This is a genomic window from Rivibacter subsaxonicus, assembly GCF_004217215.1.
GTDB classification, from domain to species: Bacteria; Pseudomonadota; Gammaproteobacteria; order Burkholderiales; family Burkholderiaceae_C; genus Rivibacter; species Rivibacter subsaxonicus.
Genome location: NZ_SHKP01000004.1, coordinates 308,898 through 326,824, shown reverse-complemented (window position 1 = coordinate 326,824; position 17,927 = coordinate 308,898). Strand labels below are relative to the sequence as shown.

8 protein-coding genes and 1 pseudogene are annotated in these 17,927 nt (G+C 68.4%); 2 read left to right on the top strand and 7 right to left on the bottom strand.

From position 1 onward, the window contains the following. Nucleotides 1-111: 111 nt before the first annotated feature. Both EV670_RS01490 and EV670_RS01485 read left to right on the top strand, forming a co-directional pair. Nucleotides 112-1,221, top strand: a complete 1,110-nt coding sequence (locus EV670_RS01490; RefSeq protein ID WP_130430043.1) for a glycosyltransferase family 4 protein — start codon at nt 112-114, stop codon at nt 1,219-1,221. 13 nt (nt 1,222-1,234) lie between these two features. Then, nucleotides 1,235-2,386: pseudogene (locus EV670_RS01485) on the top strand (glycosyltransferase family 4 protein); the annotation flags it as partial. On the opposite strand, the gene EV670_RS01480 reads toward EV670_RS01485, so the two are convergent. From EV670_RS01480 to xrtB, 7 genes are all read right to left on the bottom strand, one after another. Further along, the gene (locus tag EV670_RS01480; protein ID WP_423213565.1) at nt 2,364-8,519 is read right to left on the bottom strand and encodes a PA14 domain-containing protein; all 6,156 of its coding nucleotides are present in this window, start codon (nt 8,517-8,519) and stop codon (nt 2,364-2,366) included. The pseudogene EV670_RS01485 and the gene EV670_RS01480 sit on opposite strands and share 23 nt — an antisense overlap. Nucleotides 8,520-9,844: 1,325 nt before the next feature. After that, the gene (locus EV670_RS01475) at nt 9,845-11,032 is read right to left on the bottom strand and encodes a glycosyltransferase (RefSeq protein WP_130430040.1); all 1,188 of its coding nucleotides are present in this window, start codon (nt 11,030-11,032) and stop codon (nt 9,845-9,847) included. Between the two features lie 130 nt (nt 11,033-11,162). Further along, nucleotides 11,163-13,736 carry an oligosaccharide flippase family protein gene (locus EV670_RS01470; RefSeq protein ID WP_165393199.1) on the bottom strand — a complete coding sequence of 858 codons (2,574 nt, stop codon included), beginning with the start codon at nt 13,734-13,736 and terminating at the stop codon, nt 11,163-11,165. Then, entirely contained in the window at nt 13,729-14,775 is a 1,047-nt protein-coding gene (locus EV670_RS18630) for a glycosyltransferase family protein (RefSeq protein WP_165393198.1), read from the bottom strand. The genes EV670_RS01470 and EV670_RS18630 overlap by 8 nt, the downstream gene beginning before the upstream one ends. A gap of 11 nt (nt 14,776-14,786) precedes the next feature. Beyond that, complete coding sequence (locus EV670_RS01465; RefSeq protein ID WP_130430038.1) at nt 14,787-16,136, bottom strand: hypothetical protein; 1,350 nt, start codon at nt 16,134-16,136, stop codon at nt 14,787-14,789. 74 nt (nt 16,137-16,210) lie between these two features. Continuing rightward, on the bottom strand, nt 16,211-16,915 hold the full coding sequence (locus tag EV670_RS01460) for an exosortase C-terminal domain/associated protein EpsI (protein WP_130430037.1): 705 nt from the start codon (nt 16,913-16,915) through the stop codon (nt 16,211-16,213). Then, the gene (xrtB, locus tag EV670_RS01455) at nt 16,912-17,811 is read right to left on the bottom strand and encodes an exosortase B (RefSeq protein WP_130430882.1); all 900 of its coding nucleotides are present in this window, start codon (nt 17,809-17,811) and stop codon (nt 16,912-16,914) included. The genes EV670_RS01460 and xrtB overlap by 4 nt, the downstream gene beginning before the upstream one ends. Nucleotides 17,812-17,927: the final 116 nt, after the last annotated feature.

Genomic DNA, 17,927 nt, shown 5'->3' with positions numbered 1-17,927 from the left:
CGACGGGCCACCTGCGGGTGGCCCGTCTTCGTTTCGGGGGCCTGTTGTCGCGACGCTTGCCCGTACACTGAGCCCGGCCTCGAGGCGAGGCGGCACGATCTCCAGGCGCGCTTGACTCCACCCACGTCCTTCCTGATCAACGGTCGCTTCCTGACCCGGCGCGCCACCGGTGTCGATCGCTTCGCGCGCGAACTTGTCCAGGCCCTGGACGAGCTGATCCGCGCCGGGGACCCGCTCACCGCCGGCACAGCATGGACCCTGGTCGTTCCGACGACCGCAAGCGATCTGCCGGCGCTGCACTCGATCGCGATCGAGCGCAGCGGCGAGGCCGGCGGCATCGGCTGGGAGCAACTGCATCTGCCACGCGTGGTCGGCGATCGCGTGCTGGTCAACCTTTGCAATGTGGCTCCGCTGCGCCTGCGCAAGCAGGCTGTCGTGGTGCACGACATCGCGCCGGTGCGGGTCCCGCAGTCCTACTCGCGCGGCTTTCGCGCCTGGTACCGGCTCGCCATTCCCTGGCTGTGCCGGCGTAGCCAGGGGCTGTTCACGGTGTCGTCCTTCTCAGCCAGCGAGATCCTCGAACACTGCCGCCCCCCCCGGCCGCCGGTGGTGGTCACCGAGGGCTGCGAGCACATGACGCGCATCGAGGCCGACCAGCGCATCCACACCCGGCTCGGAACCAGCACCAGGCCCTACGTGCTGGCGGTCGGCAGCCTGGCGCCCCACAAGAACTTCGATCTGCTGGTCGAGGCCATGCGCCGCCTCGACCAGCCGAACTTCGATGTCGTGATTGCCGGCAGCATCGACCCGCGCGTCTTCGGCACCGACGCCAGCACGCTGCCGGCCGTCGTCAAGCGTGCCGGTTTCGTCGACGACGGCGAACTGAAGGCGCTCTACCAGGGCGCGGCCTGCTTCGTCTTTCCTTCGCTCTACGAGGGCTTCGGCCTGCCACCGGTCGAGGCGATGGCCTGCGGCTGCCCGGTGCTGGCCTCCGACATCGCGGTGCTGCGTGAAACCTGCGGTGGCGCCGCGCTGCACTTCGATCCGCACGACCCTGCCGCACTGGCTCGGCTCATCGAGCGCGTGCTAGGCGACGCCACGCTGCAGGCCGAGCTGCGGCGTCGCTCGCTGGAGCGCGCCGCCGAACTGCGCTGGGACGTCGCGGCACGTGCCTTGCTGGAAGGCCTGAGGCAGCGCTTCATGAGCGCGACCATCGACTGAAGCGAAGGGGTACGCGTTGCGAGTTGCGATCGTCCACGAATGGCTGGTCACGCGGGCCGGCTCGGAACGCGTCGTCGAGCAGTTGCTACAGGTCTGGCCGCAGGCCGACTTGTTTGCGCTGATCGACTTCTACAGCGAGGCCGATCGAGCCCACATCGGCGGTCGGCACGCACGCACCACGTTCCTGCAGAACTTCCCGGGCGCACGCACGCGCTACCGCTCTCTGTTGCCATTGATGCCGCTGGCCGTCGAGCAACTCGACCTCAGCAGCTACGACCTCGTGATCTCGAGCTCGCACGCGGTCGCCAAGGGCGTGCTGACCGGTCCTGACCAGGTGCACGTGAGCTACGTGCACTCGCCGATCCGCTACGCCTGGGACCTGCAGCACCAGTACCTTCGTGAATCGGGTCTGCTCGGTGGACCCAAGGCCTGGCTGGCGCGCTGGCTGCTGCACCGGATTCGCATCTGGGACTACCGCACCGCAGCCGGCGTCGACCAGTTCGTAGCCAACTCCGAGTTCATCGCGCGGCGCATCCGCAAGGTCTACGGACGCGACAGCGTGGTGGTCCACCCGCCGGTCGAGATCGATGCCTTCCCGCTGCAGGAGCAGAAGCAGGACTACTACCTTTGCGCTTCACGGATGGTTCCGTACAAGCAGATGCCGTTGATCGTCGAGGCCTTCGCCGGCATGCCCGGGCGCCGGCTTGTCGTGATCGGCGAGGGGCCCGAGTTGCAGCGCGTGCGCGCGCTGGCCGCGCCCAACATCGAGGTGCTGGGCTACCAGCCGCATGCCGAGTTGCGTCGCCACATGCAGGCAGCGAAAGCCTTCGTGTTCGCGGCCGAGGAGGACTTCGGCATCATGCCGGTCGAGGTGCAGGCCTGCGGCACGCCGGTCATCGCCTACGGCCGTGGCGGTGCGCGCGATACGGTCCTGCCGCCCGAAAGCTCATCGCATCCGACCGGGATGTTCTTCGAGGCGCAGACCGTCGACGCGATACGTGCCGCGGTCGATCGCTTCGAAGCCCTGGCGCCGCGCTTCAGCCCTCAGGCCTGCCGGGAGCACGCGCTGCAGTTCGACGAAGCGGTGTTCCGGCGGCGCATCGCCGAGGTGGTCGACGAAGCCTGCCGGCGTCATCCCCGCTTCAGTCGGCAGACAGCCACGGCGCAAGAATGATCCCGTAGAGCGGCGCGTTCCCCGGCGCGAGCCACACGAGCCTGACATCGGAGGATCCGGTGGACTTGAAGTACTCGAGGCGCACCGAGTAGCGCTGTCCGGCCTCGAGGTTGATCTCGGGGCCGGTATCGGTGGTCTGGCTGCGCACCACCCACTTGTCGATCATCAGCTGGCCGTTCACCCACAGCCGCACACCATCGTCGGCCCGGGTCTGGAAGCGGTAGGTGCCGGTGGCCGGCGCCTGCACGCTACCGGTCCAGCGCACCGAGTAGTTGTCGACCGGCACCCCGGTGCCCGGCGATGCCGTGCCCCAGGTGAAGGCGACCTGCTCGGTGCGCGTGAGCACCGGGCTGCCGCTGAGCGTGGTGTTGGCGAAGTACTCGCCCTTGAGCCCGGTGCCGGCCCCCACCGCCTGCGGCGCGGCCGAGTCCTCCGAGCCGATCTCGCCCAGGTACACCGCCAGGTTGCTCAGTTCGGTGCTGGTGAGGCTCACGTTGGCGTGCGCGCTGACGGCCGCCTGCAGCGTCGGCGCCGAGCCGTCGTGCAGGTAGGGCGCGCTGGCCCACAGATCGCGCAGCGTGGGCACGTCGATGGCCGTCAGTGCCCCGCCCAGACGCTGGCCGCTGGTGGCCTTGATGGTGCCGATGCTGGCCGGCGTGAAGTTGCCCGAGCCGGTGAAGGCACTGCCGGCGTGGCACGAGGCGCAGTTCTTGGCCTGGAACACCGCACGCCCGGCCACGCCGGCGCTGGAGTTGGCGCCGGCGGCGCTGCGGTTGGGGTTCTTGCTGAGCGTCGTCAGCGAGCCCAGGTAGGCCGCCAGTGCATCCAGGTCCGAGCTCAGCCCGGCCTTGCGGGTGCCCAGCGGCTGGCTGCGCGTGCCGGCGTTGAAGTCGGCATCGCTCATCAACCCGCTGCCGCCGGCCAGCGCCCGGATCTGGCCTTCGAAGTCCTGGCTTTCGTCGAAGTTGGCCGACCAGTGCCGGAAGCCCTGCCCGGCGCCCTTGCTGCGCAGGCCGATGGTGTTGCGCAGCCCCTCGCCCAGCGAGCTCATGTCCCACACCCGCCCGTCTTGCCCGCCATCCTCGTGGCAGCTGGCGCAGCTGAGGTAGCGGTCGCGCGCCAGCCGGGTGTCGCGTGCGTCGTAGAACAGTTGCTTGCCGCGCAGCACGCTGGGGCTGAGCTTCTCGGTGCCGACCGCACCCCAGGTGCCCACCGCGCTGATCTGCTCGAGCCCCTGGCTGAGCAGCGGGCTCAGGTCGAAGGCGCTGATGCTGCGCCCCATGAAGTTGTGGACGTAGAGCTTCAGGCCGTCGGGCGACAGCGCCAGCGCCTGCGGCGCCAGGCCGACGTCCAGGCGGAACAGTTCGCGCCTGGAATGCGCGTCGAGCACCGCCACTTCGCGGCTGGTCTCCAGCGCCACGAACAGGTAGACGCCCTTGGCGTCGAACACCGCGGCGCTGGCCACGCTGGCGTTGTCGTGGTCGATGCGCGCAGTGAGGTCTTCGTCACCGGTGGCCACCACGATGCGCGAGCTGATCGCGCGCACGCTGTTCTGGAAGTTCAGCGGGTTGCCATCGCGCAGGCTGCCGCGCTTGATGTTGTCCTGCTTGGAGGGCACCCAGATCTGGCTGTCGTCGGGCGAGATGGCGGCCGCTCCGAGGTAGTTGGGAATGCCCGCGCCCTGGTTCTCGGCATCGATGCGGTCGCTGTGGCGCAGCACGATGGTCTTGGTCACGCTCATGCCGGCCGCGCTGACCAGCACGACTTCGCCTCCGGTGGCCGCCGTCGGGCTGACCGTGGCGGTGCTCTCGCCCGGCAGCGGTGGCGTGATGAAGCGCGTGACGTACACGCGCGCACCATCGGCCGAGACCGACACGTGGCGCGCGTTGAGCCCGACCGTGGCGATGCCGGTCTGGCTGTAGCTGCTGGTCGAGTATCTCAGCAGCTTGCCGGTGGCTTCCAGCGCGATGAAGGCTTCGGCTCCGCTCGGTGACATCGCGATGCCGTGCGGCTGCGAGGCCCGCGGCAGCGCCAGGGTCTGCACCACGCTCAGGCTGCTCGGGTCGATGACGCTGACCGTGGCGTCGAGCTTGTTGCTGACCCACAGCTTGCCGTCGGCCGCCGCCGCGATGCTGCGCGGCCCCGCCCCCACCGTGATCTCGGCCAGCCGCACGCCGCTGCCCGCTTCGAAGGCGCTCACCGTGTTGTTGTCGGGGTTGACCGCCCACACCCGCGCAAAGCCCGCCGGCGAGGTGTTGCTCAGCACCGCGCTCGAGGCCCTCGGCTTCTGCGCCGTCAGCGGCAGGTGCACCGTCTGCAGGAAGGTCTTCGTGCGCAGCGCTCCATAACTGTCGCTCACGCTCAGCGTCACGTAGTACACCCCCGCCGACGTGTACGCGTGGCTCGCCACACCGCTCGTCGACCATCCCGTCTCCGCCGTCCCGTCACCAAAATTCCACTTGTACCTGACCCCCACCCCACTCGCGCTCGCACTGAAGGTGGCTGTACCGGAAACCACTGCGTCGGCAGGTGGAGTGATCGTGCCGATCTCGACGGCGGAGGCTGGATTGACCACCCAGACCCGCGCAGCCGTCGCACCGGTACTGCCGTCCGAGGCGCTGAACACCACGTTGAAGGTGCCGGTGGTGGTCGGCTGGCCGCTGATACGACCGGTGAGCGCATCGAGCACCAAGCCCGGTGGCAAGCCGGTGGCGCCATAGCTCAGGGAATCGCCTTCGGGATCATTGCCCTGAAGCTGGAGGTTGATCGTCTGGCCGACCGTCACGATCTGGTCAGGCGGTGCACTGAGCAAAGGCACGAGCGTAGCGAACAACCGGTCCTTGGCGATGACGGCATAGACCGGGGCAAGGCCCGCGGCCTGCCACACGAGCCTGACATCGGAGGATCCGGTGGACTTGAAGTACTCGAGGCGCACCGAGTAGCGCTGTCCGGCCTCGAGGTTGATCTCGGGGCCGGTATCGGTGGTCTGGCTGCGCACCACCCACTTGTCGATCATCAGCTGGCCGTTCACCCACAGCCGCACACCATCGTCGGCCCGGGTCTGGAAGCGGTAGGTGCCGGTGGCCGGCGCCTGCACGCTACCGGTCCAGCGCACCGAGTAGTTGTCGACCGGCACCCCGGTGCCCGGCGATGCCGTGCCCCAGGTGAAGGCGACCTGCTCGGTGCGCGTGAGCACCGGGCTGCCGCTGAGCGTGGTGTTGGCGAAGTACTCGCCCTTGAGCCCGGTGCCGGCCCCCACCGCCTGCGGCGCGGCCGAGTCCTCCGAGCCGATCTCGCCCAGGTACACCGCCAGGTTGCTCAGTTCGGTGCTGGTGAGGCTCACGTTGGCGTGCGCGCTGACGGCCGCCTGCAGCGTCGGCGCCGAGCCGTCGTGCAGGTAGGGCGCGCTGGCCCACAGATCGCGCAGCGTGGGCACGTCGATGGCCGTCAGTGCCCCGCCCAGACGCTGGCCGCTGGTGGCCTTGATGGTGCCGATGCTGGCCGGCGTGAAGTTGCCCGAGCCGGTGAAGGCACTGCCGGCGTGGCACGAGGCGCAGTTCTTGGCCTGGAACACCGCACGCCCGGCCACGCCGGCGCTGGAGTTGGCGCCGGCGGCGCTGCGGTTGGGGTTCTTGCTGAGCGTCGTCAGCGAGCCCAGGTAGGCCGCCAGTGCATCCAGGTCCGAGCTCAGCCCGGCCTTGCGGGTGCCCAGCGGCTGGCTGCGCGTGCCGGCGTTGAAGTCGGCATCGCTCATCAACCCGCTGCCGCCGGCCAGCGCCCGGATCTGGCCTTCGAAGTCCTGGCTTTCGTCGAAGTTGGCCGACCAGTGCCGGAAGCCCTGCCCGGCGCCCTTGCTGCGCAGGCCGATGGTGTTGCGCAGCCCCTCGCCCAGCGAGCTCATGTCCCACACCCGCCCGTCTTGCCCGCCATCCTCGTGGCAGCTGGCGCAGCTGAGGTAGCGGTCGCGCGCCAGCCGGGTGTCGCGTGCGTCGTAGAACAGTTGCTTGCCGCGCAGCACGCTGGGGCTGAGCTTCTCGGTGCCGACCGCACCCCAGGTGCCCACCGCGCTGATCTGCTCGAGCCCCTGGCTGAGCAGCGGGCTCAGGTCGAAGGCGCTGATGCTGCGCCCCATGAAGTTGTGGACGTAGAGCTTCAGGCCGTCGGGCGACAGCGCCAGCGCCTGCGGCGCCAGGCCGACGTCCAGGCGGAACAGTTCGCGCCTGGAATGCGCGTCGAGCACCGCCACTTCGCGGCTGGTCTCCAGCGCCACGAACAGGTAGACGCCCTTGGCGTCGAACACCGCGGCGCTGGCCACGCTGGCGTTGTCGTGGTCGATGCGCGCAGTGAGGTCTTCGTCACCGGTGGCCACCACGATGCGCGAGCTGATCGCGCGCACGCTGTTCTGGAAGTTCAGCGGGTTGCCATCGCGCAGGCTGCCGCGCTTGATGTTGTCCTGCTTGGAGGGCACCCAGATCTGGCTGTCGTCGGGCGAGATGGCGGCCGCTCCGAGGTAGTTGGGAATGCCCGCGCCCTGGTTCTCGGCATCGATGCGGTCGCTGTGGCGCAGCACGATGGTCTTGGTCACGCTCATGCCGGCCGCGCTGACCAGCACGACTTCGCCTCCGGTGGCCGCCGTCGGGCTGACCGTGGCGGTGCTCTCGCCCGGCAGCGGTGGCGTGATGAAGCGCGTGACGTACACGCGCGCACCATCGGCCGAGACCGACACGTGGCGCGCGTTGAGCCCGACCGTGGCGATGCCGGTCTGGCTGTAGCTGCTGGTCGAGTATCTCAGCAGCTTGCCGGTGGCTTCCAGCGCGATGAAGGCTTCGGCTCCGCTCGGTGACATCGCGATGCCGTGCGGCTGCGAGGCCCGCGGCAGCGCCAGGGTCTGCACCACGCTCAGGCTGCTCGGGTCGATGACGCTGACCGTGGCGTCGAGCTTGTTGCTGACCCACAGCTTGCCGTCGGCCGCCGCCGCGATGCTGCGCGGCCCCGCCCCCACCGTGATCTCGGCCAGCCGCACGCCGCTGCCCGCTTCGAAGGCGCTCACCGTGTTGTTGTCGGGGTTGACCGCCCACACCCGCGCAAAGCCCGCCGGCGAGGTGTTGCTCAGCACCGCGCTCGAGGCCCTCGGCTTCTGCGCCGTCAGCGGCAGGTGCACCGTCTGCAGGAAGGTCTTCGTGCGCAGCGCTCCATAACTGTCGCTCACGCTCAGCGTCACGTAGTACACCCCCGCCGACGTGTACGCGTGGCTCGCCACACCGCTCGTCGACCATCCCGTCTCCGCCGTCCCGTCACCAAAATTCCACTTGTACCTGACCCCCACCCCACTCGCGCTCGCACTGAAGGTGGCTGTACCGCCAACCAGCACCGCCGGTGCCGGAGACAGCGGATTGATCTGCGGCGGCACCTGGCTGTTGACGGTCCAGGTTCGGCTGACCGAAGCGGTGTTGACGCCGTCCGACACACTGAGCACGACCGCGTAGGTACCGACCGACGACGGCACACCGCTGATCAGCCCGCTCGCGGCATTGACCTGCACACCGGGTGGGAGCCCGGTCGCGCCATAGCTGAGCGTGTCACCGTTCGGATCGCTACCCTGCAGCTGCAGACTCAGCGCCTGGCCGATCACCAGGTCCTGGTCGGGCGGCGCGACCAGCGTGGGCGCCGTTGCCACGTCGGGACCGGCCGCGACCGGCACGAACACGAACCTGGCCGTCGACGGCACGCCCGCCTGATTGAGAACGAACACCATGTAGTAGCCGGGAGTCGCATCGGTGCCGCGCGACGGCGCCTGTACGCGCAGGCGATTGCCGCTGCGCGTGAACCCGAGCTCCATGAAGCGTGCGCTCTGGTCGAAACTGTGCGTGATCGCTCCCGTCTTGATCATCACGACGCGACCGATCTGCGAGGCATCGGCAATGTCGAGATCGAAGACCTTGCCGGGCGTCACCGTACCCGGTGCGCTCGTGATTGCGGGCCGGGGCGCCAGCCCACCGGCGGCCGTGAAAAGGTAGGGCGGGTAGTAGATCTCGACGTTGGTGTTGACCAGCGCGCCGGGCGCACCACCACCGCCGACCAGCACCGAGGCATCCGGTAGCAACAGCGCGATCGAGTGATACATGCGCGCCCTGTTGCCGACGGCACCCTGGGTCCAGCCGCCTGTCTGCGGATCCCAGATCTCCGCCGTGTTGTTGGCGTCGGCAACCAGCCCGAGGTTGTTGCGCTCGCCACCGGTGGCCAGCACACGGCCGTTGGGCAGCACCGTCGAACTGACCCAATAGCGCGGCGAGGACAGCGGTGCCGTGGACGTGATGACCGGCGACACGCCGCTGATGTCGATGACCGAGGCGCCGCCCGAGGCGCCGCCCATCTGCAGCAGCCGCCCGGGCCTGAACATCACGACGCTGCTGCCGATGCCGGTCGGATGGGCACCATCGGTCAGCGAGCTGCCCGTGCGAGTCAGCGTGCCGGCGCCGACGTCGATGTAATACATCGTGCCGTTGACGTCGAAGCCGAAGATGCGACCGTCGGGCGCGACGAAGTTGCGCGGGTAGTACCAGCTGAGGATGCTGGTGTCGGCCGGGAAAAGGCGGAAGCTGCCGTCGGTGGCGCGCACCTCCGCGCGATCGGCGCCATCGAGCCCACCCTGCACGAAGATCTCGCCGTTGGGCATGACGGTCGAGGTGGCGTACCAGCGGCCGCGGCTCATCGAGGCCGTGCGCGTCAGCGTGTTGGCCGAGCCGTTGAACTGCACGGTGTTCGGGTTGCCGCGGTTCGTGGTCTTGGTGCCGGTCCAGTTGTCACCGCCGGCGATGAAGACATTGACATCCGATTGCGGCAACAGCACCTGCGAGCTGCAGAACAGGTCGCTGCCGGTACCGTTGGGCAAGGTCAGGTGACCGAGGTTCGGATCGACCGACGAGTCCCAGGCGTCGTAGATGAAGTTGCCGGTCTGCTTGCCCGTACCGTCGGTTCCGTAGCTGAGGACGCGACCATCCGGCATGAGCACCGCATGAATCGGGATCAGGGGCCAGGAGTAGACCTGTGACCACATGCCCTTGGTCCCGGCATCGGCAGGGATCGTGCTGCCTGCTCCGAGCGCCAGCGCATGCGCAGGCCCCGAGGCTGCCGAGCTCTGCGCACCGTCGGGCTCCACATCGCCACCACCGCAGGAGCCGAGGAGCACGGCGAGTGCGCATGCCGCTGTCCGACCAGCAATGCCTCCCCACCTCGACTCGAGACCCACAAGCCCGTGCATCAGCGCCCCTCTCGGCCCGCGCCCGGACTCCGGCGACGCGCACCCTTCCCTGAACCGGTATTCACCAAAGACCTGAAGATGGTCGATGGTCATTGCCCCGTCAACGCCGAGCCCGGGGGTTCGAGCAGCTCGATTCGACGAGCCCCTCCGCTGCGCGGCTCCGCCAAGGAGCGAACAACGCACAACGTTCAGGTCAACGCGTGCCGCGGGTTCTTCGCGCCCAGCAACTGGCGCAGCGACTGGATCTGGCGATCGTTCCATGCACGGGCAAAGCTCAAGCCCGCCTCGGCCAGGCCTCGCGCACGCTCGGGCGACGCCAGCAGCATCAGGATTGCCTCGGCCATGGCCGCCGGATCGTCGTCGGGCACGCACAGGAACGCGTGATCGCGCTGCGCTTCGAGCCCCCGACTGCCGCTATGGCTGCTGATGCAGGGCATCGCGCAGGCCAGGCCATCCATCATCTTGACGGTAAGCCCGGTGCCCATGCGGACCGGGTTCAGCGCCAGCGCGGCGCGCGAGAACGCATCGCGCACATGCCCCACCCGTCCCATCGCGACCACGCCGGGCGTTCCGGCGGCCGCGACCTGGCTCACGTCGCCAGCGAGAATCAGGTTGAACTCCGGCAACTGCTGACGCACCAGCGGCAGCACGCGATCGATCAGGTAGCGCCCGGCCTCGAGATTGATGTCATTGGCCGACGCCAGGAAGACCGCGCTCGGCGAGGTGGCCGGTACTACCGGATCGATGTCGAGCAGGTGGCCGACCACCTCGACAGGCCGCGTGCCGCCGATCTGCTGGCTGAACATCACGGCCTCGGTCGGCTGAATTGCCAGCACGTGGTCGGCTCGCATCAGTCCACGCGCCTCCTCCGATGGCAGGGTCGAGAACCAGCGCGGCTGCTGGCCGTTCGCCAGAAACATCAGGTGCCGATTGGCGAAGCGATCGTGCGTGTCGATCACCTTGAGGACGTCGTCGCCGAAGGCTTCGAGTGCACGCGACCAGAACACGTACTCGACGATCACGGCTTCGTAGCCGTGACGCTGCTGAAGCTCACCGAGCTGGCGCAGGATCGCCGCATCGAAGTAGTCGTCGAGCCCCCAGAGATAGGCATCCGGATCGCGCAACAGCTGCAACCCGCGCCGCCGCAGGCGCGCCGGCCAGCGCGGCGATGCATGGGGCGTCCTGCCCATCAGGAGATGAAGGCGCTCACCGAAGGCGGCACGCATCGCCTGCGCGTCTGCATCGGGGGTCAGCAACTGCGCCACATGCAGCTCGTGACCAAGCTGTTCGATGCCGCGCGCCAGCGCCAGCACGCGCGCGCGGTTGCCGGCCGTGGTGGGGTGAGTCGGCGTCGGAGAGACGATCAGCAGTTTCATCGGTCCGCGCCGCCTACGGCGCCAGCGCACGTGCCTGCTTGCTGACCGGCGATGCCACAGCGACTCGGGCGAACTGCACCCGCTGTGCACACGGCCGCGCTCGAGACGGCGGGCAAGCTCCCGGCCCCCGCTAGGAACGCCGCGGCCGGCTGCCGAGCGTCAGCTGGAACAGCTCGATGCACTGCGCGCTGGCCAGCACGGCGCTCAGGCCACACAGCCGCAGACGCACGCCGACGGGAAGCGAACGCCGGGCCAGGATCGTCCGCGACTCCACCAGCACCTGGACCCCAATCCCCAGCACGTACTTCAACCGATGTTTCGGAGTCAGCTGCTGCCCCCACTGGCCACCGGTCGTCCGACGGCGCTTGGACAGCAGCGCGCCAACGCGCCCGCGACAGGGATGGCGCACCACTGCCTGCGGGCAATAGACGAGTCGTCGGCCCGCGGCGCGAACCCGCCGCGCCAGCTCGAAGTCGCCACCAGACTTCAGTGAAGGATCAAATCCGCCAAGTGCCTCGATCAACGCCTTCGGACTGACCCAGTTGGCCGACGCGCAGTGCCCGCGCCGGATGTACTTCTGCTGATCGAAGCCGAGGATGTTCTCGTACTGAACGCACAGCTCGCTGTCACCTTCGAGCCCGAACAGTTCGATCCGGCCGCCGACGATGCCGACGTCCGGCGCGGCGCGGGCGGCGTCGACGGCACGCGCCAGCCAGTCCGGCGCGGGCATGCAGTCGGCATCGGTGAATGCGATGTACTCGCCACGCGCCTCGGTGATGCCGCGGTTGCGCGCGCTGTAGGAGCCGGGCGAGGGCTCGTGCAGCAGCATCACGCCCGGATACTCCGCAACGATGCGGGCGGTGGCATCGGACGAGCCGTTGTCGACGACGATCACCTGGATCAACTCGCGCGGATAGGTCTGCGCCTCGACGGCATCGAGGCAGGCCCGCACCGTTGCCTCGCCGTTCCACACCGGCATGACCAGGCTGACGCGGGGCAGTTCGTTGACCGGCTCGGCAATCGATTGTGCGGGGTGAAGCTCTGCAACGCCGGCCTGCGCGGCGTTGGCATCTGCGGCGCGCTGGTCGAACGCCTCCACGACGGCGGGAGCACTGCCATCGGCCAGCCAACCCAGCGACGATCCGGCCGCGCCGACCTCGAAGCTCACCGCCGGGAGTTCGGGAACGGCCTGATCCTGCGCGGTTGGTGACCTGAGGTCGGTCCGGGCCGCAGCCGCGGGTGCGCGTTCTTCTGTGGCGGTGCCACGGAACAACGCCCAGACCTCGCGCAAGCGCGGGCGCATGAACAGCACCATCGTCGATGCCACGACCGCAAAGAAGAGCAGCATCAGCAGAGGCAAGGTCAACACCGTCGAGCCGACCAGCTCCGCCAACGCCGGTCGGGCGAACTCGACGGCAGCAAAGGCCAGCGCACTGCACAGCAGCGGCGGCCAGACGCGTGCCAGGACGGCCCAGCGTTGAACACCCAGGGTTCGCATCGTGATGACATGCGAAAGTGGCGCGACCACCAGTTGCGCCACGGCGAAGGCGATCGTCATCTCGACCGCGTTCTGCCCCGGGAACAGCCGAAGTGCCGCAAGCACGATGACCAGCCTGACCACGTTCATCAGCAGCGTCAGCCGCGGATGCCCGAGCGCGTTCAGGCAGGTGCTGTTGAAGAGCTGCGGGATCTGCAGCGCAGCCATCAGCATCAGCACGCGCATGATCTGCTCCGCGCCGGCCCAGCTGGCGCCGAACAGCACGCGCACGACCTCCGGCGCGAGCGCCGCACCGGCGACGAACGCCGGCACGGCCAGATAGGCGCTCAGCTCCACCGCCTGCAGGTAGGCGCGTCGCATCCGGCTCAGATCGCCTGCGAGCCTGGACATCGCGCTCATTGCCACGTCCACCACCGACGTGCCAAGCGACTGCAGCGCGACCTGGTAGACCTTGGCTCCAACCGCGTACAGGCCGAGCGCGGCCACGCCGTGCGCACTGACGATCAGGAACTCGATGGCGCGCGCCGAGACGAAATCGAGCAACTGGATCGCCGCCACGCTCGTGCCGTAGCGAGACAGGGGCCAGAACGACTCCAGCCTGATCGTGGTGCCGGGCCGCCACAAGGGCTTGACCCACAGCCACACCGTGCCCACCACCGTGCTGACCAGCATCTGCACGATCAGCGCGGTCGTGCCCCAGCCCGCCACCGCGGCGGCGATACCGATCGGGCCACCGATGCCGGCGGCGACCAGGAAGCGCAGCGTCAGCGGACGGTACTCGAGCCGGCGGCGCCAGAAGGCGACCTGGAACGCTGCGGCCATCGCCAGGACAGGAACCGGAGACGCCATCAGGAGCAGCGGCTCGATGCCCGGCTTGCCCATCCAGCCCGCCAGCAGCGGGCCCGCTGCGACGAGCGCCACGCCGGTCAGCACGCCCAGCGCCATCGACACGAAGAACGGGAGATTGACGTCCGCATCATTGAGTTGCGGCCGCTGGATGATCGCCTCGACGAAGCCGCAGGCGCACAGGATCTGAATCAGCGCCAGCAGCGCGACGATTGCCGCCGCGACGCCGAACTCCTCAGGTCCGAGCAGGCGCGCCATGGCCATGAAGATGAGCAGGGTCAGCGCACGCCCGCCCCAACTCTGGAGCGAGGTCCAGGCCAGGCCGTGCAGGACGCGCCGTCGCAGCTTGGTCTCAGGCACGGCCACGCTCCTCCGCCTCGGCATGGATCGGCGTGCCGCCGAGCAGGCCGCGATAGGCCCGCACGCAGGCCGACCAGCCGAACTGGGCCCGCGCGACAGCAGCGCGTGGATCGGCATCAGCGGGCATCCAGCCTTGGCGGATGGCTACCAGCAGTGCCGCCAGATCCTGCGGTAGCTCGTAGACGTGGACGTTCGAATGCTGCTCAGCCATCAGGCGCATGAACGGGGAACCGCGGGCGACGATCAACGGAACCCGTCCGAAGGCCTCGAAGAAGGCGCCGCTCACCAGCATCGAACCGGGGGCATGTGGCAGCAGAAGCACGTCGGTCTGGTCCAAGAAGGCCGAGAAGGCCTCGTCATCGACGAACCCGCAGTCGAGTCGCACCGAAGGCTCCAGTCCGCGGCGCGCGATGATGGCCCGCAGTTGCAGTTCGTCGTCCGGTGCACATCGTCCCGCGACCAGCAGCGGCATGTCCTGTGGCCAGTGCTCGAGCAGTTCATCGATGCGCTTGTAGGGCCTGATCCGCCCCAGCACGGTCACACGCAGATGCCCAGGCTCCGAACTGCGCCGCACCGGCGGGCGGGCATCCGGCGCGTCCCAGTACAGCGGATGCGGCAGATAGCTCGCCGCGTAGGCGTCGCAGGCGCTCGGATCATGGACGACCCGCACGCGCGCGACTCGCGCCAGCAGCGCGATGACGCCGACCGACAGCCGCTTCCAGACGCCCGTCGCATCGTGCACCGAGTGGTTGTGAATGAAGTAGGCAGTGCGCGCCGGCATGATCAACATTAGCAGGACGTAGCAGGCGACGGTCGGCACGCCGGTGAGCGACAACCCACGGCCGGTGCTGCGAAAGGGGCGCCCCTCCAGCCAGTGGATCGTCACCAGCGTGCGCCGGCTCAACAGCTGCGTCCAGCCGCCGCAGAGCAATTCCCAAAGACTCAGTGCGCGCGGCTCGTAGCCGATCTCGCGCAACAGCATCTTGTGCAGTTCGATGTAGCGATTGCTGGGGGCATTGAAAGGCCAGACCAGCGCCACGGCTGGTGAGTTCATCGGCGCAGGCGGGCCGGTTCGGGCCAGGCCGTGCCGGCGTTGAACGACTTGTTTGCGGCGACGGCGACACGGCGCCGCCTGTAGCGCTCACCGGTGCGTCGCCATACGAGCACGCATGCCACGGCGATCAGCCCGGCCAGCAACTGGGAGAAGGCACGCGGCTGGCCGAGGTACGGATAGCGGAAGATCTCGACTAGGCTCATGTAGAACGCGGGGTACAGCACGATACCAAGCACATCCCCGCGCTCGTAGCGGCGCATGAGGACCGCAGCGACCAGGGCCACGATCGCGAAGTACGACAGCGCGCCGGCCAGTCCGATGTCCGAGACGACCAGGAACAGGCCCGAAGGGTTGTTGAACTCGATGTCCCCGTACTTCGTCAGGAACGGGCCGACCTGGGACTTGAAGCCGGTAAGTTCCTGGAACGCAGCGCCCACGCCGAGCGGAAACCTGTGCAGCCACAGCAAGACACTGTCGAGGGCCAACGTTGGCTTGTCAGTGGTCGACAGGATGCCGGCACCATTGTTCAGCGCCGTGTAGTAGTAGCTCGCGAAGCGCCCGGCCGCGAACTTGACGAAACTGGTCTTGCCAAAGTAGGCCTCCGCCTGCCAGGAGCGCGTGTACTCGGTGATGCCGAAGTACGCAATGAGCAGTGGCAGCGCGGCGTACGGTCCGAAGCGCCGAAACAGGCGCCAGATGCCTTGCAGTCTGGAGGGCGGTGGCGCCAGCACCCACGCGAGCACAACCGGCAGGGCAATCTCGATCAAGGCCAGCCGCTCGGACCACAGGTACACGCGGTACAGGGTCAACAGCGTCAACGCGACGAGCAGGGCGCGCAGCGTGGTGTCAAGCCGGGTGCGGCAGACCAGGGCCGCGTAGGCCACCAGCGAAAAGAACACCGGCGTGAAGTTCAGCAGCGATTCCAGCCCGCCGGCTCCGCCGATCTCGAATCGTTCGGGTCGCAGCTGACCGGTGAGCACCAGGAACACGGTGTACGGATTGAACAGGTAGCCACGCAGCCAGGCACAGTAGGCGAACAAGGCGATGAAGCCGACGACCTTGGCAGCGCGAGCCAGGTCGCTGCCACGTTCGGGTTCCTGGCGGCGCGGCACGATCTGCTGCCCAATCCAGCCCGCCAGCGCCGACGCGACCAGCAAGACCGCCGCCAGCAGCAGGTAGGGTGTGGTGAGAAATTCGAGGCCCCGCACCGTGATCGAACGGTGGCTGATGGTGCCGGCATATGCCACCAGCGCCAGCACCGGCAGCAGGAAACCCAGACAGATCCCGGTCGGCGCTGCCCACCACGGCATCTTCAGAACCAGCGGCACCACCTCCTCGGCCTCCACGGCCGGCGCCACTTTGCTCCGGCGGCGCGCGGCCGAGCTCCTGGACAGTGAACCGCTAACCACGACTTTGCTCCCTATCGCACGAGCAATTGCACCGAGGCAGGCGGCGCCGCGCGGACCAGATCGCCCAGAAACTGCTCCAGCGCCGGCCACGCCTGCCGCGCCTCGGCCGCACTGCTCACGGGCCGCGAGGCACGCACCAGGATGCCATCCGGAACCCGTCCGGCCATGCCCTCGCGCAGCAGGTAGCCGCGGGTCTCCCAGGCACTCTCGGAGTAGAGGTCGCCGATGCGGATCCAGTAGCTCACCGCCTCCATGCCACCCCGGCCCCCGGCAAGCATGCGCTTGCCGTCGACTGGCGCCGCCGCGTGCGCGACGCCGTCAAAGCGCAGCGGCTCCAGCGCAAGGATCTTGAAGCCCTGTGCCACATAGCAGAGATCGGGCCGGTGGACCTTGACCTCCTGGCGCTGCTGGCGGCCGTAGGCCAGCGCCAGTTGCACCACCTCGCCGCGTGTGTTGCGATAGGTCCGCATCACGGTCTCGTCATAGGGCTGATCGGTGCTGGACTCGCCCTCGCGTCGGGTCGCGAGATCGACCTGGACCAGCGACGAGGACACTTCCTTCCAGTCACCGAACTGCCGAGGGATCGTGCTGTCGAGGCTGGGGGCGCTCTCGACGACGCTGAGGCGCGGTGTCAGAGCAACGGCGGCAGCCGCGCCGGCGAGCATGACGGTGGCTATCGCCAGAGCGGAGCTCAATCTGATGTCGGGCAACCTCATGCGTTGACTCCAGCATGACCGGCCTGCGCACCGGGCGCAGAGGAGACGCCAAATCGCAGCACCGAATCGAGCCCGATGATCAGCATCAGCGCCGACAGGAACAGCACCATGCCCGAGAAATCGTGCAGAAAGCCCTGACCCGCGGCATCGCCGAAGTGGTAGGTCACAAGCGCCAGCACGACGACGCGGATCACGTTGGCGGCAAAGGAGATCGGCACGATCAGCAATGCCAGCACCACGTTGCGCACCACCGACGAGTGGCGCATCACGTTCATGTAGAGCAGGCCGAGAGCCTCGAGCGTGAACAGCGAGTTGAGGCCGGCGCAGGCGTCGGCCACCAGCAGTTGGTACTGACCGACATTCAGCACCACGCCCGAGCGCGCAACCGGATAGCCCGCGGTGTGCAGCACCCATTCGGCGCCGATCGAAACCAGCATCTTCATCGGCGCGGTGACAGTGTCGACCACCGAACCCGGCAGCGGCACCATGAACAACATGAAGAAGAACGCGAACCACAGCCGCCTGGCCACCGTCGAGCCGAACAGCAGCAACACGCTACCCAGCATTACCGGCACCAGCGAACCGACTTCGAGCGAGATCAGTGCCTGGGAGCGTCCCACGGCATAGCACAGGGCGCCGAACAGCAGCACGAGCCAGCCCGCCAGCGGACTCGGCCGCAGCAGCAGCGTCGGATCGGTTGCAAGCTGACGCGACTTGTGGATAAGGAACCACATCGACACCACGAGCACGATCGGACCATGGGCATTGGCATCGGTGCTCCACGGACCTTGGAAAAGGTCGCGCAGCGTCGGCACGTAGAGCACGGCCAGCGCGGCGAACAGCACCGCCCACGCAAGCCAGTGCTGACGCGCTGCCTGCGCCAGCGGCGCTGACATCGGCGCGGGGCTCAGTGCAGCCATCGCCGCTCCCGCACCGGCGCCGGCACGGCAGTCAGCGGCGTGGCACGCGGCGACTCATCGGGCTGGCGGATCAACTGCTTCTTCACCGCTTT